The sequence below is a fragment of the Rhodobacter flavimaris genome (assembly GCF_021378075.1).
Classification (GTDB): Bacteria; Pseudomonadota; Alphaproteobacteria; order Rhodobacterales; family Rhodobacteraceae; genus Rhodobacter; species Rhodobacter flavimaris.
Genome location: NZ_JAJUOS010000001.1, coordinates 503,764 through 529,648 on the forward strand (window position 1 = coordinate 503,764; position 25,885 = coordinate 529,648).

Annotated in this window: 24 protein-coding genes and 1 pseudogene; 4 read left to right on the top strand and 21 right to left on the bottom strand. The window is 60.6% G+C overall.

Going from position 1 to position 25,885, the window contains the following annotated elements:
* Nucleotides 1-2 precede the first annotated feature (2 nt).
* From LZA78_RS02490 to LZA78_RS02540, 11 genes are all read right to left on the bottom strand, one after another.
* Complete coding sequence (locus LZA78_RS02490; protein WP_233675363.1) at nucleotides 3-419, bottom strand: thioredoxin domain-containing protein; 417 nt, start codon at nucleotides 417-419, stop codon at nucleotides 3-5.
* A gap of 15 nt (nucleotides 420-434) precedes the next feature.
* Nucleotides 435-755: a HypC/HybG/HupF family hydrogenase formation chaperone gene (locus LZA78_RS02495; RefSeq protein WP_233675364.1), complete on the bottom strand. Its 321-nt coding sequence runs from the start codon at nucleotides 753-755 to the stop codon at nucleotides 435-437.
* The gene (locus LZA78_RS02500; RefSeq protein ID WP_233675365.1) at nucleotides 755-1,387 is read right to left on the bottom strand and encodes a HyaD/HybD family hydrogenase maturation endopeptidase; all 633 of its coding nucleotides are present in this window, start codon (nucleotides 1,385-1,387) and stop codon (nucleotides 755-757) included. The genes LZA78_RS02495 and LZA78_RS02500 overlap by 1 nt, the downstream gene beginning before the upstream one ends.
* A 278-nt stretch (nucleotides 1,388-1,665) precedes the next feature.
* Nucleotides 1,666-2,442, bottom strand: coding sequence for a Ni/Fe-hydrogenase, b-type cytochrome subunit (cybH, locus tag LZA78_RS02505; protein ID WP_233675366.1), 777 nt, complete (start codon nucleotides 2,440-2,442; stop codon nucleotides 1,666-1,668).
* 3 nt (nucleotides 2,443-2,445) lie between these two features.
* Nucleotides 2,446-3,024: a HupE/UreJ family protein gene (locus LZA78_RS02510; protein ID WP_233675367.1), complete on the bottom strand. Its 579-nt coding sequence runs from the start codon at nucleotides 3,022-3,024 to the stop codon at nucleotides 2,446-2,448.
* A gap of 11 nt (nucleotides 3,025-3,035) precedes the next feature.
* Entirely contained in the window at nucleotides 3,036-4,829 is a 1,794-nt protein-coding gene (locus tag LZA78_RS02515; RefSeq protein WP_233675368.1) for a nickel-dependent hydrogenase large subunit, read from the bottom strand.
* Nucleotides 4,830-4,832: 3 nt separating this feature from the next.
* Nucleotides 4,833-5,909 carry a hydrogenase small subunit gene (locus LZA78_RS02520; RefSeq protein ID WP_233675369.1) on the bottom strand — a complete coding sequence of 359 codons (1,077 nt, stop codon included), beginning with the start codon at nucleotides 5,907-5,909 and terminating at the stop codon, nucleotides 4,833-4,835.
* 204 nt (nucleotides 5,910-6,113) lie between these two features.
* Complete coding sequence (gene hypF / locus LZA78_RS02525) at nucleotides 6,114-8,360, bottom strand: carbamoyltransferase HypF (RefSeq protein WP_233675370.1); 2,247 nt, start codon at nucleotides 8,358-8,360, stop codon at nucleotides 6,114-6,116.
* Nucleotides 8,361-8,369: 9 nt separating this feature from the next.
* On the bottom strand, nucleotides 8,370-9,797 hold the full coding sequence (locus LZA78_RS02530) for a nickel-dependent hydrogenase large subunit (RefSeq protein ID WP_233675371.1): 1,428 nt from the start codon (nucleotides 9,795-9,797) through the stop codon (nucleotides 8,370-8,372).
* Nucleotides 9,794-10,792 (bottom strand): NADH-quinone oxidoreductase subunit B family protein, encoded by a 999-nt coding sequence (locus tag LZA78_RS02535; RefSeq protein WP_233675372.1) that lies wholly within the window; start codon nucleotides 10,790-10,792, stop codon nucleotides 9,794-9,796. The genes LZA78_RS02530 and LZA78_RS02535 overlap by 4 nt, the downstream gene beginning before the upstream one ends.
* Complete coding sequence (locus tag LZA78_RS02540) at nucleotides 10,789-12,156, bottom strand: ATP-binding protein (protein ID WP_233675373.1); 1,368 nt, start codon at nucleotides 12,154-12,156, stop codon at nucleotides 10,789-10,791. Before LZA78_RS02540 ends, LZA78_RS02535 begins: the two co-directional genes overlap by 4 nt.
* Nucleotides 12,157-12,626: 470 nt before the next feature.
* Here LZA78_RS02540 and LZA78_RS02545 point away from each other — a divergent pair, with 470 nt between their 5' ends.
* Nucleotides 12,627-13,199: a DoxX family protein gene (locus LZA78_RS02545; RefSeq protein ID WP_233675374.1), complete on the top strand. Its 573-nt coding sequence runs from the start codon at nucleotides 12,627-12,629 to the stop codon at nucleotides 13,197-13,199.
* A 230-nt stretch (nucleotides 13,200-13,429) separates the two neighbouring features.
* Here the strand turns inward: LZA78_RS02545 and LZA78_RS02550 are convergent.
* From LZA78_RS02550 to LZA78_RS02595, 10 genes and pseudogenes are all read right to left on the bottom strand, one after another.
* A pseudogene (locus tag LZA78_RS02550) lies at nucleotides 13,430-14,133 on the bottom strand (IS6 family transposase).
* A 36-nt stretch (nucleotides 14,134-14,169) separates the two neighbouring features.
* Nucleotides 14,170-15,831, bottom strand: a complete 1,662-nt coding sequence (locus LZA78_RS02555) for a tetratricopeptide repeat protein (RefSeq protein ID WP_233675375.1) — start codon at nucleotides 15,829-15,831, stop codon at nucleotides 14,170-14,172.
* A 395-nt stretch (nucleotides 15,832-16,226) separates the two neighbouring features.
* Nucleotides 16,227-16,982, bottom strand: coding sequence for an SDR family NAD(P)-dependent oxidoreductase (locus LZA78_RS02560; protein WP_233675376.1), 756 nt, complete (start codon nucleotides 16,980-16,982; stop codon nucleotides 16,227-16,229).
* Nucleotides 16,983-17,130: 148 nt separating this feature from the next.
* Complete coding sequence (gene speB, locus LZA78_RS02565) at nucleotides 17,131-18,090, bottom strand: agmatinase (RefSeq protein WP_233675377.1); 960 nt, start codon at nucleotides 18,088-18,090, stop codon at nucleotides 17,131-17,133.
* An 11-nt stretch (nucleotides 18,091-18,101) separates the two neighbouring features.
* Nucleotides 18,102-18,872 (bottom strand): creatininase, encoded by a 771-nt coding sequence (locus LZA78_RS02570; protein ID WP_233675378.1) that lies wholly within the window; start codon nucleotides 18,870-18,872, stop codon nucleotides 18,102-18,104.
* Between the two features lie 10 nt (nucleotides 18,873-18,882).
* The gene (locus LZA78_RS02575; protein WP_233675379.1) at nucleotides 18,883-19,590 is read right to left on the bottom strand and encodes an SDR family NAD(P)-dependent oxidoreductase; all 708 of its coding nucleotides are present in this window, start codon (nucleotides 19,588-19,590) and stop codon (nucleotides 18,883-18,885) included.
* Nucleotides 19,584-20,342: an SDR family NAD(P)-dependent oxidoreductase gene (locus tag LZA78_RS02580; protein WP_233675380.1), complete on the bottom strand. Its 759-nt coding sequence runs from the start codon at nucleotides 20,340-20,342 to the stop codon at nucleotides 19,584-19,586. Before LZA78_RS02580 ends, LZA78_RS02575 begins: the two co-directional genes overlap by 7 nt.
* Nucleotides 20,339-21,121: an ABC transporter ATP-binding protein gene (locus LZA78_RS02585; protein WP_233675381.1), complete on the bottom strand. Its 783-nt coding sequence runs from the start codon at nucleotides 21,119-21,121 to the stop codon at nucleotides 20,339-20,341. Before LZA78_RS02585 ends, LZA78_RS02580 begins: the two co-directional genes overlap by 4 nt.
* Nucleotides 21,121-21,936 carry an ABC transporter permease gene (locus LZA78_RS02590; protein ID WP_233675382.1) on the bottom strand — a complete coding sequence of 272 codons (816 nt, stop codon included), beginning with the start codon at nucleotides 21,934-21,936 and terminating at the stop codon, nucleotides 21,121-21,123. The genes LZA78_RS02585 and LZA78_RS02590 overlap by 1 nt, the downstream gene beginning before the upstream one ends.
* Before the next feature lie 53 nt (nucleotides 21,937-21,989).
* Nucleotides 21,990-23,039, bottom strand: a complete 1,050-nt coding sequence (locus LZA78_RS02595) for an ABC transporter substrate-binding protein (RefSeq protein WP_233675383.1) — start codon at nucleotides 23,037-23,039, stop codon at nucleotides 21,990-21,992.
* 170 nt (nucleotides 23,040-23,209) lie between these two features.
* Here LZA78_RS02595 and LZA78_RS02600 point away from each other — a divergent pair, with 170 nt between their 5' ends.
* From LZA78_RS02600 to LZA78_RS02610, 3 genes are all read left to right on the top strand, one after another.
* The gene (locus LZA78_RS02600) at nucleotides 23,210-23,836 is read left to right on the top strand and encodes a TetR/AcrR family transcriptional regulator (protein WP_233675384.1); all 627 of its coding nucleotides are present in this window, start codon (nucleotides 23,210-23,212) and stop codon (nucleotides 23,834-23,836) included.
* A 161-nt stretch (nucleotides 23,837-23,997) separates the two neighbouring features.
* Nucleotides 23,998-25,416: an FAD-binding oxidoreductase gene (locus LZA78_RS02605; RefSeq protein WP_233675385.1), complete on the top strand. Its 1,419-nt coding sequence runs from the start codon at nucleotides 23,998-24,000 to the stop codon at nucleotides 25,414-25,416.
* 55 nt (nucleotides 25,417-25,471) lie between these two features.
* Nucleotides 25,472-25,804: a DUF4440 domain-containing protein gene (locus tag LZA78_RS02610; protein WP_233675386.1), complete on the top strand. Its 333-nt coding sequence runs from the start codon at nucleotides 25,472-25,474 to the stop codon at nucleotides 25,802-25,804.
* The last annotated feature ends 81 nt before the right edge of the window (nucleotides 25,805-25,885 follow it).

The window sequence follows — 25,885 nt, forward strand, 5'->3', positions numbered from 1 at the left end:
GTTCAGCCTTTCTGCGCAAGAAGGTGAGAGACGCGGGCGATGTAGTCGTCCCAGTCACGAATCTTCTCGATCGCGCCCACAAAGGCACCGTCACGATAGAACAGGAACGAGGGGGTCTTGAGGGCGCGCGTCGCCTCGCGCAGCTTCGTCTCGATCGCGTTATCCGCGACCGCACAGTCGAAGGCATGCTGAAAGGCCATGCGCAGTTCGGGCAGGACCACCGCGGCATCAGGGGTCTCAAGGTTGCGGGCACTGTCGCCGGGCACGAAAACGCAGTGCGCGCCGTCACGCGCAATGAACTCGCGCAGGTCCGACAGGTTGGCCAACAGCGGGTAGCCGTTCTCTTCGGTCAGACGCACCACCAGCGGGTGGGGCTTGCCTGAGGCGGCAGGAGAGGAAGGCATTACCAGATCGTGCATTTTATCCTCCTAGGATCAGGCGCGGCTTTGGCCGGCGTCCAGCGCGGCCTGAAGATGCGGGGGAAGTTGCGGTTCGCGTGCCTCAAGATCGGCAAATGCGTCTCCAAGCTCACCGCCAGACATGAGGGCGCGAAGCCCCGCAAGCGCCGAGGCGATCTGCTGCGCCTCGGCCTCGCTCAGCACTTCGCGCGCAGCCCCGAGAAACGCGAGAACCCAGTCACCGGGCTTGGCGTCGGGCGTAAGGGAAAGATCCACGATACCGGGCCGTCCATCTTCGATGACGTCACCACGGATGCCTTCGCGGGCGATCAGCTGAACGGGCACACCGACACACATCAGGCGCGCACCTTGGCTGCGGTGGGGAAAAAACGGTGATCACCGGTGCGGCACGCATCGTCTGCAGAGGGGCGACCGCCCTCATAGACATCGCGGCGGATCGAGCTGTCTGCCAGGTCCTCGGAAGCGGTCTGACCCGGATTTACGCCGATACCCCAGGTCGCCAATTCTTCGATGGCCAGGGCAATGGCTGGCGCAATCTGCGCCGCTACGGAGGGCCTCAGGCCACCACCGTAGTCTTCAAGTTCGACGGGCTGGCAGCCAATAAGCGTCAGAAGTCGTGGTGCGCGGTCGAGCAATTCTGCCGTCGCCAGCACATCCTGAAAGCCGGTCTGGTGCAGAGACATCTTCTTGGCGCCCATGAAGGACGGCACATCGTCATCACGCAAGACCTTCAACGTGCCGGGTTCAAGCCCGAAGTCGATCGCATCGAAGACAAGCAGGGCGTCGGCCTCTTCGAGGAACGGCAGCAGATAGAGCCCCTGCGTGCCGCCATCCATCAGGCGAACATTGGACGGCAGCGCGCAGCGGCTGGCCATCGCCTCGACGCAGCGGACGCCGAACCCCTCGTCCGCCCAGAGAACATTGCCGATACCAAGGATGAGAACCCTTTCGGGCGCGGTGGCTGGCATGGGGTCCCTCCCTCAGACCGGATGCTGGCAAGAAGCTTTGCGCCTCGACTTACAATTGAAAATAGGCTTTGCAGCCCTGTCAGTCGGCGAGAAACGCAACCACCTGCGACAATCTGTCAAATTATTGATTTTGTGAGATTTAATCGAAATATTATGGCATCAGACTAGATGATAACTGCAAACAAACTTACCACACAAACGGATAAGTTGGAATCATTGCTTCCAAATCGAAGGGGCGCGGAATCTCTTCCACGCCCCTTCGACTCGCCGGCAGCGGGTCACTCGATGCGGTCATCCTTGAACGTGCGATGCCCGGAAATCATCGTAGAGACCATCGACTGACGGCTCATGATGTCCTCGCGGATCGCCGCATAGATGTGGATGATCATGAAAATGACGATTGCCCACATGCCAAGGTGATGCAGCGTGTGCAGCCGTTGCGAATTCTGGACCAGCCCCAGAGCCCACCCCATTGCAGTATCGGGCAAACTGCCCTGCCCCGCACCTTCGGCATAGAGAGCCCACCCGGTGACCAGCATGAAGGTCAGACCAAGGGTGATGAAGGTGAACATCGCCACATGGGCCAGCGGATTGTGGCCTACATACTTCTTCGGATCCTTCTCGAGGAACATGTACCAGCGCAGCTCAAACAGCAGTTCCTGCCAGAACCGCCGGTTGAAGATCGGCACATAGAACATCTGTCTGGCATGGCTATTGCCGACAAAGGCCCAGTAGATGCGCCCGAAGAACCCAACCGTCAGGATCATGGCCGCTGCGAAATGGGCAAAGCGAATATAGCCCATCACGAACTGATCATAGGCCTCGGCGATCTGCATTGACGGTAGCGGTCGCCCGATCAGGTAACCGGTCACGCAAAGGATGGTAATCGCCAGCGCATTAACCCAGTGCCACAGGCGAACGGGCGCCTCATAGACATAGACCGAGGTGCGGCGGCGGATCGACTCGAGATCTTCCAGGGTGGCATCGCCCGTCAGGCGGGATGCCTCGAAGATCTCATGCGACTCGCGGGCCGGATGAAAGATCTTGTCCGACATGTCTCACCCCCCGATGAGGGCGAGCCCGCCCGTGACGACAGCAAGACCCAGCCCACGCCGTAGCATGGCAGCGCCTCGGCCCGACGCGATCGCCCGGGCAAGCACGACACCCACAAGGTGAAGCATCGCGGTCGAGGCGATAAACCCTGCCACAAACAGGCTCGCAGCCCCGGTAGCCTCGGCCGCATGTGCATAGCCATGGAAAAGCGCGAAGGCAGCTATCGCCGCGAGCGTCCCGGCGGGCAGCGATGCACTCCGCCCGGGGCGGGCGAAGGCCACCATCAGGCCAAAGACCACGACCGAACCCGTAATGGCCAGCTCGGCGCCGGGCAGAACCAACCCGGCAAAGCCAAGGGCCGCCCCGACGATCATCGCGCCAAGGAATGCCGCCGGACCAGCCCAAGCGCGGCGCGGCAGGGCAAACCCGGACCACAACCCGACCGTGAGCATGGCAAGCAGGTGATCGGCCCCAAGCAGGGGATGGGTTACGCCTGCCTCGAAGCCGGAAACCCCGTGCCCCGGATGCGCCATCGCCGGGGCGGCCAGAAGCGCGAGCAGTGTCGCAAGTGCAAATTTCTTCATTTCTTCCTCCCTCAGCGAACCTTGACCGTGGTGAGTTCTTCACCATCGGGCGACATGACATGGGTCGAGCATGCCAGGCACGGATCAAACGAATGCAGTGTGCGCAGGATTTCGACGGGCTCCTCGGGGCGCTCCACCTTGGTATCCATGAGCGAGGCTTCGAAGGCCCCGATATTGCCCTGCGTGTCGCGCGGGCTGCCATTCCAGGTCGTCGGAACAACGCATTGATAGTTCTCGATGCGGCCGTCCTTGATCTTGATCCAGTGTCCAAGCGCGCCGCGCGGCGCCTCGGTCATCCCCACACCCTTGGCTTCTTTCGGCCAGGTCGACGGATCCCATTTCTCAACGTTTGCAGTGCTTTCGTCGCCGTTCTTGATGTTTTGGATCATCTTATCGAAGAAGTGCCGCTGCAGACGCGAGCAGTACTCGGATTCAAGCGCGCGCGCCGCCGTGCGGCCAAGCGTCGAGAACAGCGCGTTGAGCGGCAGGTTCATCGTCCCAAGCAGCCCATCGACTTGGTTCTTGATGTCCTCATGCCCTTTAGCGTAGCCGACGATGTAGCGGGCGAGCGGACCGACCTCCATCGCATGCCCCTTCCAGCGGGGCGCCTTGATCCACGAATATTTCGCGGCCTCGTCAAGCTCGAGGATATGAGTGCGTGTGCCCTTGGCGTTTGGACCAAGCTCGTAATGCGGGTTGGTTTCGCCATCCCAAGGATGCAGCCCCTTGCCCGGTTCTCCGTAGGTGTACCAGGAGTGATCAACGAATTCCTGCACCTGCTCGGGGTCACGCGGATCGACGTCATGTACCTCATTGAGGTTGCCGTTGATGATCGCGCCGCGCGGCAGGTGCAGTTGCTCGGCCGAGAAATCGTTCGGATTCTCGGGGATATCCCCGTAAGCGAGAACCGCTTTCGACGACAGCCCGCCGCCGTAGAGCCAGTTGCGATAGAAGCCACCAATCGCGATGACGTCCGGGATATAGACGTTGCGGTTGAACTCCAGACACAGGTCGATGATGGAGCTGACCATGTTCAGCCGCTCCATGTTGATCGCCCCGACCGCGCCCGTCGAATGGACGTTGATCGGGCACGGAACCCCGCCGACCAGCCAGTTCGGATGCGGGTTCTTGCCGCCAAAGATCGTGTGGACCTTGACGATCTCCTTTTGCAGATCGAGCGCCTCGAGGTAGTGCGTGGTCGCCATCAGGTCGGCCTCGGGCGGCAGAAGGTATGCCGGGTTATCCCAGTAGCCATTCTTGAAAAGGCCAAGCTGACCGGATTCCACGAACTTCTTCAGCCGGTTTTGCACGTCGCGGAAATAGCCGGGACTGGAAAGCGGGTGCGAGGGCGAGACCATCTGCTGCAACTCGCTCGTGGCCTTGGGATCCGCGCGCAGGGCGTTGACCGGGTTCACCCAGTCCAGCGCGTGCAGGTGGTAGAAGTGCACGATGTGGTCGTGGATCTGCAGCGCGAGCTGCATCATGTTGCGGATCGAGTTGGCGTTGTCGGGGATCATGATCCCCAGCGCATCCTCGACCGCGCGCACCGAGGTTAGAGCATGGGTGCCGGTGCAGACGCCGCAGATGCGCTCGGTAAAGGCCCAGGCGTCACGCGGATCGCGACCCTTGAGGATCACTTCGAGGCCGCGCCACATGGTCCCGGTCGAGACCGCGTTGGTGATCACGCCGTGGTCGTTGACGTTCACTTCGCAGCGCATGTGACCTTCGATCCGGGTGACCGGGTCGACGACGATCCGCTTGCCGGAATTGTCGAGGTTGAAGCCGTTCGGGGTTTGCGTGGTCATGGCTTATGCCTCCTCGTTCTTCTTCTGGGCGCGCTTGAGCGCAGAGACCGCGGCATGCACCGCCACGGCGCCGCCAACGACGCCCGCCGCGGTCATGCCGACCTTGTCGGCATTCGCCTCGATCCCGAATTGCTTGATGTTGGTCAGGCGGTCATAGAACGAGCCCTGATCCCAGAATCCGTCCTCGGAACAGCCGATGCAGCCATGGCCGGACTGGATCGGGAAGCTTACGCCCTCGTTCCAGCGCACCGTCGAGCAGGCGTTGTAGGTGGTCGGCCCCTTGCAGCCCATCTTGTAGAGGCAATAGCCCTTGCGCGCATTCTCGTCGTCCCAATGCTCGACGAACTGGCCAGCGTCGAAATGCGGGCGGCGGTAGCATTTGTCGTGGATGCGCTGCGAATAGAACATCGCCGGGCGGCCCTGACGGTCAAGTTCGGGCATGCGGTCGAAGGTCAGCATATAGGTGATGACACCGGTCATGACCTCGGCGATCGGCGGGCAGCCGGGAACCTTGATGATCGGCTTGTCGGTGATGACCTTGTGCACCGGCGTTGCGCGCGTGGGGTTCGGCGCCGCCGCCTGAACGCACCCGTAGGACGCACACGCGCCCCAGCTGATGATCGCCTTGGCGTGCTTGGCGGCCTCGCGCAACTGCTCGACAAACGGCTTGCCGCCGACGATGCAATACATTCCATCCTCGTTCAGCGGTGGGTTACCCTCGACCGCAAGGATGTAGTTGCCCTTGTATTTCTCGATCGTATCGGCCAGCGCGGCCTCGGCCTGATGCCCCGCCGCCGCCATCAGTGTGTCGTCATAATCAAGCGAGATCATCGACAGCACAACATCCTTGGCTAGCGGATGCGCCGAGCGGATGAAGCTTTCCGAACAGCACGTGCACTCAAGCCCGTGGACCCAGATCACCGGGGTGCGCGGCTTCGTCTCCATCGCTTCGGCGATCTTGGGCACATAGGCTGGGCCAAGCCCAAGTGCTGCGGCCGTTAGCGAGCAGTATTTCATGAAGCTGCGCCGGGTGATCCCCTGACGCCGCATCACGTCGTAAAAGGTTTCGATCTTCGACAAGGTGTCCCTCCCTCTCCGGTACTCGGACGCGATCCGCGAAAGCAGGCGCGCGCGTTGTCTTTCAGAGATGACAGGAGGAGGACGCTCAAAGTATGAGAATTACCGCAAATCCGTCAGCTGCAATTATGAAGCGATTTCAATTGGTAAACGGCATATGTCTGGTTTTCGCGCGGCAAGGTGGTAACCAGCAGCCGCCCCAAACGGTCAGCCACTTACCGGATACGACGGTATACCGGGATTCTGCCGCACCGCCGCAATCAGTGCCTGCCCTAAGGCTAGGCCGCCGTCATTCGCCGGGGTTTCCCGGTGGGTCAGGACGGGGATGCCTTCCAGCTTTGCCACGGTAAGCCGATGTAACAACGCATTCTGGAAACACCCGCCCGACAGAGCAACGGCACTAGCCTTTCCTGCGAGCACCAAGGCTTTCGCGCGGCTCGCAAATGCCGTGGCGAGCCAGTCGTGAAAGGCATAGGCCAGATCAGCCACGGGTAGCCCCTCTTGCAGCCCTGCGACAAGCGTCTGGACCATCGCAGAGGGATCGATCACGCCATCCGCCCCCTGCGGCAGACCAGCCTCGTGCGCGCCACCTTGAGCGAGCGCTTCAAGAAGCATGGCCGCCTCGCCCTCGTAGCTTTGCGAAGCCACGCAAATGCCGAGGATTGCGGCGACCGCATCGAACAGGCGTCCGGCAGAGGACGACATCGACGCATTCACGCCTGCCTTCGCCGCCGAGCGAAGCGCGGCAACCGGGAAGGTGGCAAATTGTCGGTCCGAAAACTCTGCGCAGCCTGCTGCATCAAGCCGCATCAGCGCATTGCGCCAAGGCTCGCGCGCCGCGCGGTCGCCACCGACCATAGGTACCGGAGAGAGATGGCTCACACGCTCATATCCCGCGTAATCGCCCAAGAGCAGCTCTCCGCCCCAGACCGTCCCGTCATCCCCCAGCCCGGTTCCATCAAGGATGATCCCGGCAACCGGGCCTCCATCCGCAGGCCACCCGTTTTCGGCAAGACAGGCCGCCAGATGCCCGTGATGATGACAGACCTCGGTTACAGGTAATCCCATCGCGTGCCCCGCCTGTGACGCCCGGTATCCGGGATGGGCATCGACGGCAACCAATGCTGTCCGATGGTCGAACAGCGCGCGGTAGTCGTCGATTGCCTTGTGGAACTCGTCTAAGCACAAGGCGTCGTCAAGATCGCCAAGATGATGCGACAAGAGCGCCTGACCGTTCTTGATCAGGCAGATCGCGCCTTTCATCTGCCCCCCCAGGGCCAGAATCTGCGGCGCATCCCCGAACCCCGGCGGCAGCGCTATTGTGCCCGGCACCCGCCCCCGCGCGCGGCGCAGCACCATGCGCGGCTCGGAGCGAAGGACCGAGTCGTCAAGTCGGCGCGCGATGTCCCGGTCGTGCATGAGATAGGCGTCGACAAAGGGCGCGAGCTTCTGCCGCGCCTCTTCATTGTCGATCACCTGAGGCTCGCCCGACAGATTGCCCGAGGTCATGACAAGCGGCCCCCGCGCCCATTCGCGCAACAGCAAATGATGCAGCGGGGTATAGGGCAGCATCCAGCCAAGCGTGTCCTGACCGGGCGCCAATCCATCGGGCAAAGCCAAGCCCGACTTGCGCAAGACCACGATCGGAGCCGAGGCATCGCACAGCAGTTCCTCGTCAGCCTTGGAAACTTCGGCATGATGCCGAATGGTCTCAAGGTCAGCCATCAGGGCAAATGGCTTGCCCGGCCGCCGCTTGCGGAGCCGCAACTTCTCAATGGCTTCGGCGTTCGTCGCATCGCACGCGAGGTGAAAACCGCCAAGGCCCTTTACGGCCACGATGCCGCCCTGCTTCAGCACCTCTCCAACGTTCGCCGCTTCGCGGATCTCGCCTGTCGGTTCCTCGAGCCAGACCCTGGGGCCGCAGTCAGGGCAGGCAATGGGCTGCGCATGAAACCGTCGGTCGGCAGGATCTTCGTATTCTGCGCGGCAGGCGGCGCACATTTCAAAGGGCGCCATCGTTGTCTGCGCCCTATCGTATGGCAGCGCGTTGAGGATGGTAAAGCGTGGCCCGCAATGAGTGCAGTTGGTGAAGGCGTAATGGCGCCGGCGACCATCCCCCTCGATTTCGGCCAGACAGTCCGGGCAGGTCGCGGCATCCGGGGTGACGCGCGTTTCCGCGCCCTTACCTTGCGAGGCTACGATTTCGAAGCCATCGGGCGCGGTTGCAAAACGGTAATTAGATACCTCAACCGCATCGACCCGTGCCAGCGGCGGCGCCTCGGCGCGGATGGTCTGCGAAAAATCCCCGACATCGCCCAGAACTCGGATTAGCACGCCTTCCGGATCATTCAGCACATGGCCCAAATATCCGCGAGCGCGTGCAAGGCGCCAGATGAAGGGGCGAAATCCCACTCCCTGCACCTGACCACGCACCCTGATCTCGACCCCGCGCACCGCCAGCCCCTAGTGAACCGTGCAAACCATGCAGGGATCGAAGCTGCGCACGATGTGCTGGACGGAAATCGGAGAGGTCTCGCCCTGGCCGACCGGCGCGCCGACCAACGCGGCCTCCAACGGTCCCGGTGTGCCTTGCGCATCGCGGGGACTGAAGTTCCAGGTGGTCGGCGCGATTATCTGGTAGGACGCGATCCTGCCCCGCTCGATACGGACCCAATGGCCAAGCGCACCACGCGCCGCTTCCACCAGGCCCACGCCCTGTCCATGCTCGGGCAGCTTGCCTTGCACCATGTAGCGAGCGGCCGGGTCGATATCTCGGGCGATCTGTTCCATGAAGAGTTGCGTTCGGGCAATTTCCAGCAATCGGCCCGCGACACGCCCCAGCACACCAGCACCGTCGAATGACCGTGCCAGCGGGTGACCGTCGATAATCTGCCGCGCAAGCGCGCCGACCTCGATCGGCCTTCCATCAAGACGCGGCGCCTTGCACCAGCTATAGGCCGCGTCGCGCATCACCTCATCGGGGCGTGTCATCCCCACCATCGGATGCGCGGTCTCACCCAGCATCCAGGCATGCGACAGATCTTCGGTAATCCCGGTTGTCTGCAGGGGCGCAATCCCCCCTTCCCATATCCCGGAGGCGAATCCATGCCCATTTTCCAGGGGATAGGCGCCAAAGCTCATGTAGCGGCCAGATCCCGCCCCAAGACTCTCCAGGGACAGATCCTGGGCGATCTCTAGAAACAGCCCGATATCGCCCCGGCCCCAACGCACAAGCGCCTCGGGGGTCTCAAGCGCGATGAATTCCTCAAGTGGCGCCCCAAAGAGCACGCGCTCAAGATAGCCACGGAATGCGCGAAGGCTGGTCTCGATACGGATCTTGTCGCGCGGCCCCGGCGCGCGGGTGACACCCCCAGGCTGAATGGCGAGGGTGTGGGGCCACTTGCCCGCCATAAGACCAAGAATGTGCATCAGCTTCGCCCGCGCCTCGACGCTCTGGCGCACGGCAGAGCCCTCGATAGCCGTAAAACGCTCGACTGCCCGCCCGTGCCAAGACCTGCCCGCATAAACGGGACGCGCGAAATCGGGCATGAAGAACAGGTTGAAATGGGTCAAGTGGTCTGAGACATTCTCGACCGCGTGGATAAGCGCGGCCATTGCGCCCCCCTGCGGGGTCGGGGAGATGCCCATAGCCGCCCCGAGCGCCCGGGCTGCCGCCACCGATTGCGAGATCGAGCAAATCCCGCAGATCCTCGGGGTGATCGTAAGCGCGTCGCGCGGATCCTTGCCCTCAAGCATACGTTCAAACCCGCGATACAAAGGCGCGTTCACCCGAGCGGAAGCGACCATTCCGTCGTTGACCTCGATATGCACCTCAAGATCGCCCTCGACGCGATTGAACGGTCCGACGACCAGACGCGGAGTATCGGTCATGCGCCGCCCCTGGGCTTGCGGATTGTTGGTGGCACCTCGACGCGCGAAGCGACCGCGTTACGCGCTATGCGCGGCGGTGTGGCCGCCTTGGACAAGGAGGCCAGCGCCATGAACCACGCCTTTGGCATGTCCGTAGGCAAGCCTACAGGAATTCCGGCGATCTTGGGCGTTTCGGTGAACGGGTGACGGGGTTCCTCGAACTCGGGGCCGGTGCAGTTGATGCAGGGATAGCCGCCGCGTGTGCAGCTGCCCTCGCCGTTCCACGGCCGGATATTGCAATCGCCAACCGCCTGGGTGCCCACGCAGCCCAGATGCTCCATCATGCAACCGATCTCTGACAACTCGACCGCCGAAGCCTTGTATTCATAGAATTCGTTCTTGGGGCAACCATGGTGGACGAGGTGCTGCGCATAGAACAGCGGACGCCCCAGCACATCGAGATCACTCGTTTCGAACGCTCCGGATTTGAGCAAGAGTAGGGTTTCGATGACCCAGCCCGGATGCGTCGGACACCCCGCAACGTTGATCACCGGCAACCCCGAGCGCGCACGGAAATCCGCAGGCAAGGCGCCACCGGAATGCGCGCCTTCATACTGCACGCCCACGGCATCCGACGGATTACCTCCGGCCGAGGTGACCCCGCCATAGGCCGCGCAGGTTCCTACGGCGATAACGTTCTGCGCAAGTGGCGCCAGGGTGCGGACCCAGTCGAGCATCGAACGCCCTGTCCCGGCCAGCATCTGGAAACGCCCCGTCCCTCGGGGTCCGCGCGCGACCGAACCCTCGACAGCCAACACATCAAGCGCGATCTCACCGCGTGCAACAGCATCAAGAATGGCAAGCACCTCAGTTCCGGTCTCAACCGAAAGCGAAGGGTGCCACAGGAACTTCACGCCCGCGCCACCCAGGGTTTCAAACGCATCGGGATCTTCGGCGCACAGAAGCGACATCGTGCATCCGCCACAGCCGGCAGCTTGCAGCCACAAGACGTTCATGCAGCCCCCTCTGCCAGCGCAAGATCAATTCGAAAACAGGCACCGTGACTCTCCTGCGGGCAAAGCCGTAGCCGCCCGCCGTGTTCTTCGGCGATCTTGTGGCTGATCGACAGGCCAAGACCGGTGCCACGCCCGACAGGTTTTGTCGTGAAAAACGGGTCGAAAATGGCCTGCGCGACATCCTCCGGCACACCGGGACCGTTGTCGCGCACATAAAGATGCCCCCGGCCATCGACAACCTCGGCGCCGATCTCGATCCGGGCATCCTCCCTGCCCTCCAACGCATCGAAGGCATTCTGCACGAGGTTCATGACGATCTGCTGGATATGACCGGGCCGCCCCTGAACGCGCAGCGATGGTAGCCCCGTGAACTGCACCGAGACCGACTTGCGCGCCCCCCGAATGACCCAGTTCGCCGCGACCTGGGCCACGTCGACCAGATCGAAAACAACCATCTCGCCCGAGCCATCGGCCGACAGCCGCCGCAAATCCTCGACGATATCACGCACCCTTTCGGCACCCTCGCGCGCGCCGTGAACCGCTTCGCGCAGGTTGCGGATTTCGCGGTCAAGTTTGAGCTCTTCGCGCAGGGCGATCAGTTCTTCCCGCTCTGCCCCGGCCTGAACTTTCTGAAAATAGGCCTCGAACTTGCTGGCATAGCGCTCAAGCGCGTGAGCATTCGCGTAAACGAAACTGATCGGGTTGTTGAGCTCATGCGCGACCCCCGCCAGAAGCCGGCCAAGAGATGCAAGTTTCTCGTTGCGCACAAGTTGAGCCTGCGCCGCCTTCAGTTCTTCATGCCCTTTCGCCAGCGCCGAATAGGCCTTGCGCAGTTCCCCCAAGGGGCGCCCGGTTAAGACATAACCTGCAACACGTCCGCGATCGTCCATACGCGGGCTAATCGACAGCTCCAGCGGCGCGGGTTCGTCGGGACCTAGCAGCGACGCCTCGATGGTCACCGTCGCGCGCGCGTTCGTCGCATCGGCCAATGCGCGGTCGAGGGCCTCGACATCCTCAGTCGTGAACATCGCGGCCAAGGGCTTCGTATGCCATTCCCACAGAGGCTTTCCGGTAATTCTGGCAACAGAGGCAGAGGTCTCAAGCACGGTCCCGGAACGAGAGACCACGATCAGCACATCGGACACAGAGGCCAGGATTGAACCTAGGAAAGACCGCAAATCTTCCAGTTCATGGTTTTGCCGTTCCAATCGCTCCTGGTAGTCGACCAGGTCGGCGTAAGTACGGTCAACCGCCGAAAGAACGTCAAACCATACGTCGTCGGCGCCCTCGCCCGTCGGCAAGAGATCGCTCAGTCTCCAAGACTCTAGGTTCTGCGTGAGATCACGCGAAGAATTGTTTGCCATCGGATACCCTCAAGCGAAGCATAGACGCTTGCCGCAACGACGCAAGATTGAGAGGGCCATAACGACCTCCGCACAGCGTTTCGCCGACACCGATCTGTGGGGCTTTTTTGGCAGACCGATCCGATCCGGCCCCTGTTTCATCAGCGATGCTCCCCATAAGCGTTCGGTCATCAAGACAAGCCAACACCGGCCAACAATTGATCTATTCGCAACCTTCCCGGACCCGTCGCTGGAACGATTTAGTGCGCACATCCGGACCGCTCTTTGGGGACAGAGTTCTCAAAAAAGGATCCTGAAATATGGGAGCACAGCAATTAGAAACGGGGGGCATCACCGCAGCGAAAATGATCCAAATCAACAAGCTGCCAGCCGTTTGCGCACAGAATCTGTGCTGAAAAAGGAACTTATGCTGCACCAGCGAAGGCGTACACTGCGCGCAATACTCAGGCGTAGTTATAGGAGATAGACAAATGAGTGAAATCTTCCTGCCATCGCGTGAACGGCTGGTTATGCCGTTTCTTTCCCCGGTCTACGAAAAATTTGCCGAGCCGGTTGGCTGGCTCGGGTTTCGGGTCGTGGTCGGACTCAGCCTTGTGGTCGCGGGTTGGCCCAAGATCGTCGCGCCGCTCGCTCAATCCGGTTTTGTCGAGTCGCTCGGCATGTATCCGGGTTGGTTTTGGTCGCCGCTCTTGGCGGCCATGCAATTCTTCGGCGGCATGTTGATCGCTGTCGGCTTCCTGACCCGACCGATCGCTCTTGCGAACGCGGTCATGCTGCTGATCACCCTCTGGTTCCACATGGCGCACCCATATCCCGAGCCCTTCCTGACGCCCGAAGGGATCAGCTACTTGACGGCGAACCCCGATCTGCTCACGCCGGGGGCCCAGGCAGCACTCCTCAAAGATGGCGGCATTCAGTTTGGCGCGCGTATTCAGGAAAAAGCCATCTATGCTTCGCTCTTCTGGGCGGCTGGCGCCGCACTGATCGCAGCCTTTGGCGGGGGGTATTTCTCTGTCGATCGCGCGCTCAAGAAAGAGTTTTGATCAGAGTTTGCGCCATTCGGCCGCCCGCGATCTGGTTTGACGCGATTGGTTCCTCATGGCCGCCCAGATGGGCGGCCATACGCTTTAATCTCCTCACAGACTTCGGTCAAATTCGCGACGATGCCAGCATCTGACTCTAACCCATAAGCCGGAGCCGACAGGCTAATTCGAACCAGTGGTGCAGCCAGACTAATTCGAACCGGTCTACACACGGGCAGTAAAGCTGTCCCTTATGCCGCGCTGAGATCGCGCCACTCGGCAAGAGCGGTGGCTCGGTTGGCCTTGAAAAGGGATCGGCTGGAGAGGTTCCGTTCCTGGTGGAAGTGGTTCAAAACCGATGCGTGGATGACGACGAATTTCTGGAGGCTCCGCATGCGACGGAAGCGGGGCATCGCGCGCTCACTTCGTCGAAATGCAAGGTGCGAATTCTTCGCTCGGTTGTTCAACCAGCGACCCGTTTCCTGCCGATCCGCGACACCAAGATCCTTCATTGCGGCGCCATAGGAGCAAAGCATGTCCGTCACAAAGACATCGGTGCGGCCATGCTTCCTCATCGTTTTTCTAAGAAATTTCAGTGCAGCCTTCTTGTCCCGCCTCTTGGTCACGAAGCTTTCGAGCACCTCGCCTTCGTGAACAATGGCCCGCCAAGGATAGTGGCGCTCGCCGTTGATCTTCACAAACATCTCGTCGAGATGCCATCTCCAGTAGCTCGATTTCATCCCCTCAGTGCGACGCTTACGGATTTCGGAGGCGAACATCGGACCGAAACGGTGCCACCAGAACCGCACCGTTTCGTGGCTGATGTCGATCCCTCCTCGTGCAGAAGGTCCTCGACATTGCGAAGCGAAAGCGGGAACCGAACGTACATCATCACGGCCAAGCGGATGATCTCGGGGCTGGTTTTGAACCACTTGAAAGGGCTGAGTTTGGTCATGGGCACACGCTAGCCGGCACCCTGCCCCGCCTCAAGTCAGGTTTGTCTGACAAGACCATCCGAGCAGCACGATGACGCGGATCGGCAGGCGCACGACGCGGTGATGGTAACTTCTGCACGCGCCAGGGCCTGATCCAGAAGCTGCCGCACGTGAACATTTTCAACCGCTTCGCCCCGCTTGGAAAGACATTCCTGCAAGCCGTGCAAACTCCAAACGTTGCGCGGATGCCGACAGGGGCGCGGCAGCGTTTCGTCAAGACCGAGGTCGGCCCGATAGACCGCTTCGGCCTCTTCGAACTGCCCCGCATCCATCAAGAGTGCACCCAAGGCATGGCGTGTGGGCTGCATCCAGCCCCAAGGCTCATCATAGAGCAGGCCATCATCAAGGCTCACCGCCCGACGCAGATGATCGAGCCCCACGGCCACACTCCCTGACTTGTAATGCAGCTCACCCAGCATCATCGCCTCGGCGACCTTCAGAACCTCACTGCAGGGGTTATTGAACATCATCCGATCCGGCTGAACCGCGTCACGGGCCCGGGCAAACAGCAGCGCGCTTTCCTCAGCCTCAGCGTGACGCTTGAGATTGGCGAGTGCCACCGTGCGCGCATAATGCAGCAATGCCGTGCTGAATGAATAGAGTTCGGCATCTTCGGGGAATGGCTCTTTTAGAATGCAGGACCAGCGCCCAAAGCGGATCAAGACGTGCAGGCGCATCGGCACGAAGGCCTCGAACAGTTCGGGAAGGTAGCGGACCACCGGCTCTGGCAAAGTGTTCACCAAGGCCCTCGCCCCCTCGAACGCGTCAGACGGGCGGCCTAGAAACATTGCGCCGTAAATCTGGAAATGCAGATTGTGAATCCGATAAACGGTGTAGAAATTCTGCCCACCAGCATAATCGAAATAGGCGCGGTCAACGCATGCCGCCGCCCGATTTCGCGCAACGACGTTGTGATAGTCGCCGCAGAGCACATCAATATGGCTTGCCATATGTACCAGATGGCCTGAATCGGGCACGAGATCCACAAGTCGATCGCCATGCGGTAGCGCCTTTTCGGGCGTAGGAGACATCTCCATCAGGTGGATATAGAAGTGAAGCAGCCCGGGGTGACCCCAAGCGGCAGGGTGCTGAACAAAAGCGCGCTCCAGCGCTGTCCGCGCCTCTACTGTCGATGCTCCTTTTGCCGGTTGCCCCAGAAGCGTATCCCAAAGCGCCCAAGGCGTGCGATTCATCAGCGCTTCAACAAAAATCGCGGTCACATCAAGATCGTCGGGAAATCTCTGATAAACCGGGCGCATCGCCTCGGCGAACCCGTCGTTCCAAGGCCCATAGTCTTCGATCTCGGGATCGGTGGGAAAGCGCGCGATCAGGGCAGCAACAAGGGCTTGCTCCACCTCGCTGGCTGGCAGATCGCGGGCCTCGGCCAGAAGGTCGTGCGCACGCTTGAGAGCGGCGGACTTTTCGTCGGGCTCGAAGAATTCCCAGAGTTTATTATAGTTTGGGCCAAGGCAGTGGGCGATCCCCCAGCGTGCCATCACATGCCTAGGATCAAGCTTGAGCACCCGCTCAAAACAGGCGATGGCCTCTTCATGATTGAAGCCGTATTGCCATACCAATCCACGGTCGAACCAGATCTGCGCTTCGGCCGAGGTATCTCCGAACCGACGGCCAAACGAGCCAAGATCGAAATAGGCCATAGGGAAAACTCTGCGCCTCCCTGTTCAAGGTCAAATCATAAACCGAGAATACATCAAAATGGGTTCCAGAGATACACGCAGCAAATGTCTTCTTTCACATCCACTCTGCACGTCGAAATCTCGGCGGTGAGCATTCCGCCGAACCTATTGCACGAGGGCCGGCTCATCTCGTGTCTGACCTGATGCCCGCACGGGTCATAGATCTACGACGCCCCTTGGCGAAAGCACGAAGCGAGCGTGAAGTATTGCCGCAATTCCAATGATTTCATAGCTGTATCAAGGAATTTCCGGGGGCGTCGATTGGCAACGAGTGAACACCGGCCAAAGTGCAGCCTCCACTAGGCCCTAATCTTTGCTATATGACCGGTCTCATTGTATCGGCCAAACAGCACTCGTCAGATTGAGCCTGCATCGACCATGAAACTGCCCGCCGTGCACATCTTTGCGTCATCCGAAGCAAGGAACAAAACCATGCGCGCCACGTGAATCGGGTCGATCAGATCGGGCAGGCATTGCTTGTTCCTATGCGCCGCGAGTGACTCCGGTGTCGCCCAAAGCTCCTTCTGACGTTCGGTCATGATCCAGCCCGGAACAACGGCATTGACGCGGATACGGTGCTTTCCGAGTTCCCGCGCCATCGTACGCGTCAGCCCATGTACTGCGGATTTCGCCGTCACATATGCCGGAAACCCGGCGACGGACTCATACCAACTGTTCGAGCTTAGATTGATGATCGAGCCCGCCCCCGCTGTAATCATATCGGGGGCGACCGCCTGAATCGCGAAGAACTGATGACGGATGTTCGTGCTCTGACGTTCGTCCCAATACTCTGGCGTCACGTCTTGCCAGGCGTGGCGATCATCGCGCGCGGCATTGTTCACCAGAACTTCAGCCGATCCGATCTTGCGTTTCAGGCTTTCGAAAGCGCCTCTGAGTGCCTCAATGTCCCGCAAGTCGCAGATCTCGGCCACCACATCGGGACACTCGGCAACCAACCGGTCACTGGCAGCCCTGTCCAGATCCACGAAGCCCACTTTCGCCCCTTGTCGTGCAAACGCCAAGACGATCTCGCGCCCAATGCCAGAGGCCCCGCCGGTTACAAAGACTGTCCTGCCCTTCAGGCTCGGATATTTGGCCAATTGCTGGTCCATTTCCCCTCCTTGTTGCGTTCACGAAGCTTGGCGTGTCGACCAGGCTTTTGTCACGCGTGTTCCGCTTGCGTCGATCTGGCCGCGCAACGCCAGAGCAACGCGCAAACCACGAATATCCAGAGAAGGACGCCGCGGATCCCGTGCGCGCTCAGCGCTTTCGGCGGCGCTCGGCCTGCGCGGCCATCACGCACATCAACTCGAACATCATCGTAGCACCGACGAGCGCGGTCATACCGCCAATGTCGAATGGCGGAGCCACTTCGACAACATCGGCCCCGACGATATTCACGGCCCCCAACAAGCGTAGCATCTGCTGCGCTTCGCGGGTCGTGAAGCCGCCGACCTCGGGCGTACCGGTGCCAGGCGCCATAGACGGATCAATCGAGTCCACATCGAAAGTGATATAGGTCTCTTGCATGCCGACGATCTCGCAGGCTTCGGCGATCACATCCTCCGGCCCGCGCCGCACAAACTCTTCCATGTAAATGATGCGAATGCCCTGCGCCTTTGCCCAATCGTGCTCTCCGGGTTCATAAACCGAGCCGCGAATACCGATCTGCACCACGCGCTTCGGGTCAAGAACGCCTTCCTCTATGGCGCGGCGGAAAGGCGTTCCATGCGTGTATTTGTTCCCGCCGAAGTAACTGTCGTTGGTGTCCGAATGGGCGTCGAAATGGATCATCCCCAACGTCCTGCCGCGCGAAACGGCCCGCAGCACGGGAAGCGTAGTCAGATGATCGCCACCGACCGACAGCGGCAATGCACCCGTCGCTACGATCTCCTCCATGCCCCGCTGAATCCGGGCGATCCCGTCCATCAGGTCGATCGGATTGACCGAGAGGTCACCGACGTCGGCGATATTGGCGATCTCGAAGGGCGCGACACCCGACACATGGTGGGCGCTCCGCATCAGCGACGAAAGATTACGCACCTCGCGCGGGCCATGGCGGGCTCCCGCGCGGTTGGTCGTTCCGCCATCCCACGGAATACCGACCAGCGCGATATCCAGCCCCTCTGCAGAGGCGACCGCGGGAAGGCGCATGAAAGTCGAATGGCCGGCAAAGCGTGGCACTTCGGCGGCATCGATGGGTTTGTGATAGGTCGTCATCTCGCTGGCCTTTAGTTGAATTCGCGATTGATGGCGGCAACGATGCCCGCCGTGCAGTCAGCCAGAAGCCACTCCCCCTTCTCTGCCGACGACCCTTCCGTTAGCGAAAGCACGCCCGAGGGCGGTATCTCGGAGCAGGGTTTCGGATAGCGGTCATAGGGAAGGAAAGCAGCTGGGCCATCGTGGCTGGCCTTGTCGAGATCGACGAGTTCGGGCCTCAGCGCCATCATCATCGACGTCTCGAGCACCGAGGCATGTTCAAGCTCGATTCCGGGATAACCATCGGGGAAAATCCGGTCGAGCGTCGCCCCCTGCACCATTTCCCAGTGATCGATCCGCAGAATGACAAGGCCATCCGTATTCGCTCGCCCGATGGCGTCCAGCGCAAGCTCGATCCCCTCGATGGTCGGACCGATGTTTTCATAGTGGCCGTTGACAGTAACGATACGGCGCACGTTCTGGCGAAACAGTTCGCAGATCACGTCGCGCACGATCAGCGAGAAGGTATGCGCCGACAGGTTCAGCGTGCCCGGGAAGCCGGGACCCCCGCCCGTCTTGGGCTGAGAGCGATTGCCATAGGCGACCGTAGGCAGGACGAGCCCGCCAACCTCGGCCGCCGCCCGGGCCGCTATGGCCGTCGGCAAAACCACATCGACGTTGAGCGCCATGTGTCGCCCGTGCTGTTCGGTCGCGCCTAGGGGCAGGAACACAGGGGCTCCGTCCGCAATCCGGGCCTCGACATCAGGCCAGGCGAGTTCGGCATAGAAAACGGTTTCAGTCATTAAAGATCCATCAGTTCATGGCCGCGCCGCCATTGGCGCCAAGGCATTGTCCGGTAAAAAGCGTGGCGCCCGGGCCAGCAAGAAACACCACTGCGGCTGCCACCTCTTCGGGGCGCCCGATGCGGCCAAGCGGGTTGGCCGTTTCCTCGGCTTTCTGGCGAGCTGTGAGGTTCTCGAACCCCAACAGCGGTGTGTCGGTCGGCCCCGGCGCAACAGCGTTCACAAGTATCTTTGGCGCAAGTTCCCGCGCCCAGGACCGCGTCGCCCCAAGCATCGCAGCCTTCGTGGCCACATAGACCGATGCCTCCGCGCGCCCCAGATAAGCGAGTTCCGACACGATATTGATGATCCTTCCACCCTCGGGCAGATGCGGAAGCACTTCGCGCGCCACCAGCATCGCACCGCGCACGTTGATGGCGAACATCCGGTCAATATGTGCGGCGCTGAGGCTCCCGAGCGGCGCCTCCTCCAATATGCCCGCATTATTTACGAGGATATCGATGGCTCCCATGCGCCGCGCGGCTTCCGACACCGCCGCGACAATCTGCGCCTCATCGGCCAGATCACAAGCCAACACCGGAAAGGGCTCGTCCGAGGCTCGCAGATCTAGGCCGAGCACCTCGGCACCGGCCTCGCGCAGGGCAAGCGCGCAGGCACGACCTATGCCGCTTGCGGCTCCGGTCACCAGCGCGCGCTTGCCGGAAAGTGGCTTTACCATGGGACTTCTCCGCGATCGACGCCAAGCGATTGGCCGGTAATATTGGCCGCAAGAGCAGAGGCCAGAAAAAGGTAGGTTGCGGCCATATCCGGCGGCTCCATCAGGCCCGGCAACGCCTGCCCCGCCACGATTTCATTCAGCAGTTCGGCTTCATCACGCCCGGCATCCGCCGCGATGCGGCCGAGCGAACGCATTGAGGCTTCGGTTCGCACCCAACCGGGGCATATCGCATTGACCCGAATTCCACGCGGACCAAGCTCACGCGCCCAGGTTTTGGTCAGCCCGATAATCGCATGCTTTGAGGCGACATAAGCGCCAAACCCGGGCTCGGCGACGCGCGCCCAGATCGAGGCGGTGTTCACGATGGCACCGCCCCGGGGCATTCGGTCCAGCGCCGCAGCGGTCACGAGCGCGGTCCCTGTTACATTTATGTCGATCACGCGGCGGAACGCATCGCTCACCGTGTCCGAACTGTCGGTGACCGGCGTCATCAGTTCCAGTCCGGCATTGTTGATGAGCACATCGATGCGTTCGAGACCTTTCAAGGCGTCAACCACGTCGGCCTTGATCGAAATATCTGCCTCGGCCGAAGTCGCGCCAAGCGCAGCCGCCCGATCATGAACGGCGGTATCGTTGGCGATCAGGTGCAATCGTGCCCCGGCCCTGCTAAACCCTTCTGCGATCCCAAGCCCGATGCCGCGGCTGGAGCCGGTGATGACAACGGTGCGGCCGGTAAAGTCGATGGCGTTCACTTGTGCCCCTCCTCGCGCATCATCCGCATGATCTTGCGCTCCAGTTCACTATAGCCGGGCAGCGCAATCACATCCTCCTTGTTGCGCAGCCGACCGGGCTTGAATAAGGGCGTGATTTCTTCCTTCACGCGGCCCGGATGGCTAGACAAGAAGACGATCTTGTCGGCCAAGAAAATGGCCTCCTCGATGTCATGGGTGACGATAATCATCGTTGTTCCCGAGGCTTCGGCAACGTCGATCATCAATTCCTGCATCTGCCAGCGGGTCTCGGCATCGAGTGCGCCAAAGGGCTCGTCCATCAGCAACACTTCGGGCTCATTGGCCAGCGTGCGCGCAATCGCCACCCGCTGACGCATTCCGCCCGACAGCCGAGACGGATAGGTATCGATGAACTTCGAAAGCCCGACAAGGCCAATGAAACGCTCGGCCCGCGCACGCCGTTCGTCTGCGGGCACACCGTTGATCTTCATGCCGAACTCGACGTTCTTGCCCACCGACATCCAGTCGAACGAGCTATATGCCTGAAATACCATGCCGCGTTCGCGCCCCGGCCCCTCGATCGGGGTGTCGTTGAGGAGCACAGCGCCTTCGGTTCGAGACTCCAGCCCGGCGACCATGCGCAGGATGGTGGATTTCCCGCTTCCCGATGGCCCGAGCAAGACGCAGATCGATCCTTTTTCGACCGTGAACGAGACATCGTCCACAGCCGTCAACTCACCGCCTTTTGGCAGGCTGAACACCTTGGAGACATTGCGGATCTTGAGCAGATCTTGGGACATCAGCGCTTTTCCTCCAGATAGGGGAAGAGACGGCGGTGCAGGTAGGCAAAGCCAACATCGAAGGCCATCCCCAAGGCGCCGATCACGATAATCCCCGCAAGGATTTCATCGGTGTGCAGAAAACGGCGCGCCCGCATCATCATTGCACCGATCCCCGTCGTGGAGGCCACGATCTCGGCAATGACGAGATAGGTCCACACCACGGCAAGCATCTGCCGCATCGCGATCAGGATATTGGGAAGCACTGCGGGCAACATCACCTGGAACACTGTGACCCAGCGGTTGGCGCCCAAGGTCATTGCAGTTTCGATGAGCTCCTTTCGGACCTCTCGGGTATGATCAGCGATAAGCGTTACCAAAAAGAAGATCACGCCCAAGAAGAGCAGTGCCAGTTTGGGCGTCTCACCCGTGCCAAACCACATCAGCAGGATCGGAATGAACGACGGCGCTGGCAGGTATCGCCAGGCCGAGACGAAGGGCGCAATCACCGCGTTGATAGCCGGGAAGGCCCCCATCGCCACGCCAAGCGGCACGGCGACCGCACAGGCCAGGGCAAATGCAATGAGCACGCGGAAAATCGAGATCATAACATCGCTGCCAAAATCCTGCTCAGCAAAGAGCCGGATGATAGTCGCAAAGACCTGCCCGGGCGGCGGCACGAGGATCGGGTTCACCCAGCCGAGACTGGACGCTAGAATCCAGACGCCAAAAAACAGGAACCAGATTCCGAAAGCCGAGATCAGGCCCTGCCTGCGCGAAACGGGCACGCGCACCTGCATCAGGCGGGGCTTTCGCCCCGCGGGGGCATTCGACATGCTTACCTCCGTGGCATCCCCGCGCCTACGGGCGCGGGGCAAGACTTTCCGGATCAGTTGGCCGCGAAGGACTGACGATAGCCCTGCGCAACAAGGTCGCCCATCAGACTGCAATCAATCCCCTGTGCCGGGTCGATGGTGTTCTTCATCAGGCCAAGCTTGATCCACCACTCGTTGGTTAGCGCCACCGAACCAGCCATCGAGCCATTCGGCAGACCAAAGGGCGGCTCGCCTTCGAGAACGCCGCAGGTGCGCGCGGATTCGTCGAAGTCGAACATATAGATGCCACCATCAAGGCTCTTGCCATCGGTCCCGATCACCGCGTTGATGTCGTCGACAGGCCATTGCAGGTAGTCCGCCATCAACGCGTTCGTCTCTGCGACATTGTCGTGCCAGTAGCCGCGCGCTTCCCATTCGGCCTTAAGTACGGCCAGCGCCGCATCGCGCCGCGAGGCAATGAAGTCCTTGTTCATGTAGAGAGAGTCCATGAATATCCCGGTCTTGAGCATGTCCGGGTCCGTCGTGTTCACCACGGATTTCGCCCCCGGCGCCGCTTCGAGAACTTTCAAAATCCACGGCTCGTACATATAGGCGGCGGAGAGATCACCCGAGAGCATAGGCCCCACGGCCTCGTCGGCATTGAGGTTGACCCACGTGACATCATCGGGCGCAATCCCCTGCCGATCGAGCCAGAGCCCCATCAGCAACTGACCGATATAGGCCTGCGGCGCGGCGACCTTCTTGCCCTTGAGCATCTCGGTCTCCATTCCGGCAGCAAGGATCACGTGATCCACACCATAGGACGGGTTGAGATAGGCAACATTGACCTCGTTCAGGCCCGCATCGACCGCGACCGGCACATAATCCGCCGTGCAGCCGTAGACGTCTATTTGCCCTGCAGCCAAAGCGGCATGGCCGCCGAGCGGGTCCTCGAAATTGGTAATGTTCAGCTCGTAGCCCGGCAGCAAGTTCTTTTGCTTGGCCACTTCAAGCATGGCGTAGCCGGGCCACGACACGCACATCCCGACATTAATGGTTTCGGCGGCGCTGGCAGCACCCGCGCCCAGTACAGCGGTGGCAAGCGCAACGGTCAGTTTCTTCATCTGTGGGCTCCCTGACGATCTTTGTCTTGTTCTTCGATTCGTGAGTGGTGGTGAGGTGAGTGGTGGTGACTTGCACAAACCATACGCCGCAAAAACTTTTAGTCTACTAAAAATTTTGCATCGTTAAATTTTGATTGCATTTCTCTCCGAGGGACGAAATGATGCCAGGCATGTCAGCACAACAGCCCACCAGCCTCCGCGAACGGCAAAAGGAAGACCGCAAGGCCCGCATCATCGCGGCCGCCAAAAGCCTCTTCATCAAGTCCGGTCTTGAAAAGATCACCATTGAAGGCATTGCCGAAATCGCCGGGGTATCCAGCGTAACGGTCCACAATTACTACGGAACCAAGTCGGGCGTATTGCTGGCGCTCGTGGCCGAAAGCGACCGGGAACTCCTAGCAACATTCGACGCAACCCTTGTGGGTAAAGCTGACAATCTCACCGACCTGATCGAGAGATTTTTCACCCTGATCTGCGAACACACGCAGACACACCTCGACAAGGCGATCTGGCGGCAGGTGATATCGGCTTCGATCTGCGGAGTGGAGCCGCGCTTTGGCAAATTGTACCACGAACTCGACAACCGACTTGCCTCGACACTGATTGCCGAAATCGAGAGGCTCAAAGACGAAGGTCGGGTGCCTGAGGCTGTGAACTCGACCCATCTCGGCTGGGCGCTGTTCAACCTTCAGAATGCGCGCTTCATCGAGTTCATCTCTTCCGATGATACCGATCAGGAACGCTGCCTGCTAAACCTGAGCCATGATCTGGGCGCCCTGCTGCCATTCATGGCCTGATCTCCTCTTCTGCCCCCTGAAAATCGGCACCAAGGCCCATGGCCTAAATGGCAAGTCGCAGCTTGTCGCCGATTGCGCTATATTGGAGCAGGCGGAGAATACCGCGACAATGGCAATGCCATGGCAAGAAACCCCGAAAACTAACCGGGAGGAGCTAAGCCATGACTATGTTAAAATCACTCCAAGGAACAATTCAGACAGTCGATGAAGCCGCGGTTGCGGCCTTGGCTTCCGCACTGCGCGGAGGCGTGTTTACCGACGGAAGCCCCGAGTACGACGAGGGCCGATCACTCTGGAATGCGATGGTGGACCGCAAGCCGGGAATCGTGATCCGCGCAAAGGGAACTTCCGACGTTCAGAAAGCGGTCAATTTTGCTCGGGAAAATGGCCTCTTGATTGCCGTCCGCTCCGGGGGCCATCAGATCGCCGGGCACGCGGTCGCCGAGGACGCGCTTCTCCTTGACCTGTCGCACATGAACTCGGTCCGCGTGAACAGGGCAGAGAAAACGGTTCGGGTCGAGCCAGGGGCGACCTTGGGAGATATCGATCGCGAAACGCAGGTCCACGGGCTCGCACTTCCTGTCGGGATCAATTCGACCACCGGGATCTCCGGGCTCACGCTTGGCGGCGGCTTTGGATGGCTCACGCGCAAGTATGGCATGACCATCGACAACCTGATCTCGGTCGATATCGTGACGGCAGATGGCAAGATACTGATCGCAAGCGAGGATGAGAACGCAGACCTTTTCTGGGCCATCCGGGGTGGAGGCGGCAACTTCGGAGTCGTCACCTCATTTGAGTTCGAAGTTCACGACATCGGCTCGGAGGTCCTGTCCGGCCTAATAGTTCACCCGATCGAGGCGGCACCTGACCTGCTGCAGGCTTACCGTAAGATCGCCGACACGGCCCCAGACGAGTTAACGGTCTGGGTGGTGCTTAGGAAAGCCCCACCCCTGCCGTTCCTGCCCGAAGAATGGCATGGTCGCCCTGTTCTTGTCTTTGCCGCCTGCTACGCTGGCGATCTTGCCAAAGGCGAAGGGGCGCTAGCCGGGTTGCGCGCTCTGGGAGAGCCAATTGCCGATGTGATCGGCCCGACGCCTTATATCGGCTGGCAGTCCGCCTTTGATCCTTTGCTGACGCCAGGAATGCGCAACTACTGGAAAAGCCATGACTTCAAGGGACTGCCAGAAGAGGCCGTTACAACGCTACTGAGCGCCATCGAAACCTTACCCGACCCGAATTGCGAGGTGTTCATCGCGCATGTCGGCGGCGCAATGGCACGCGTCCCCACAGAGAGCACTGCCTATCCAGAGCGGGCGTCGCACTTCATCATGAACGTGCATACGCGCTGGCAAAACCCCTCGGGCGACGCTGCGTGCATTGGTTGGGCGCGCGAGTTGTTCAATGAGATGGCGCCCTACGCTACCGGGAGCGCCTACATCAACTTCATGCCCGACGATGAGGCAGATCGCGTCGCAGGGGTTTACGGAGCAAACATGACGAAACTCGGACAGGTCAAGGCCAGGTACGATCCCGATAACCTGTTCCGGGTAAATCACAACATCGCACCAAACACTTAGTCGGAATCGAACGGACGGGCCGCAAAGACCGTCCAAGACAACAAGGGAGAAACGCATGTCTATGTTCGAAAAGGTCGCCAAAGCGACAGAGGAGCGCGACGCGAATGCCTACGCCGAGCTGCTGGCCGAGAACTTTGTCTTTGTTCGGCATCAGAACGGCACCCAGATGAACAAGTCCGAGACGGTCGCGATGCTCGAAAGGATGATGTCTTCGGGTGGCGCTAATATGGGGCAACGTCGGTGTGTCTACGAGAACGGCGATATCTTGGTCTTGCATTCCATCAACGACTACCCGGATGGCACGCGCGAGGCAGTTCTGTCCGCATACTCGCTCAAAGACGGTAAAATCCTCCGACTGGAAACTGGCGCGACCGCACTTCCAACTTAACAGCCGATGGGGTCAGACGAACCCCTGCCCATCTCAGTTTCGGTCCAGATGCGAGAATTCACGGTCGGGCCCTATTTGTCG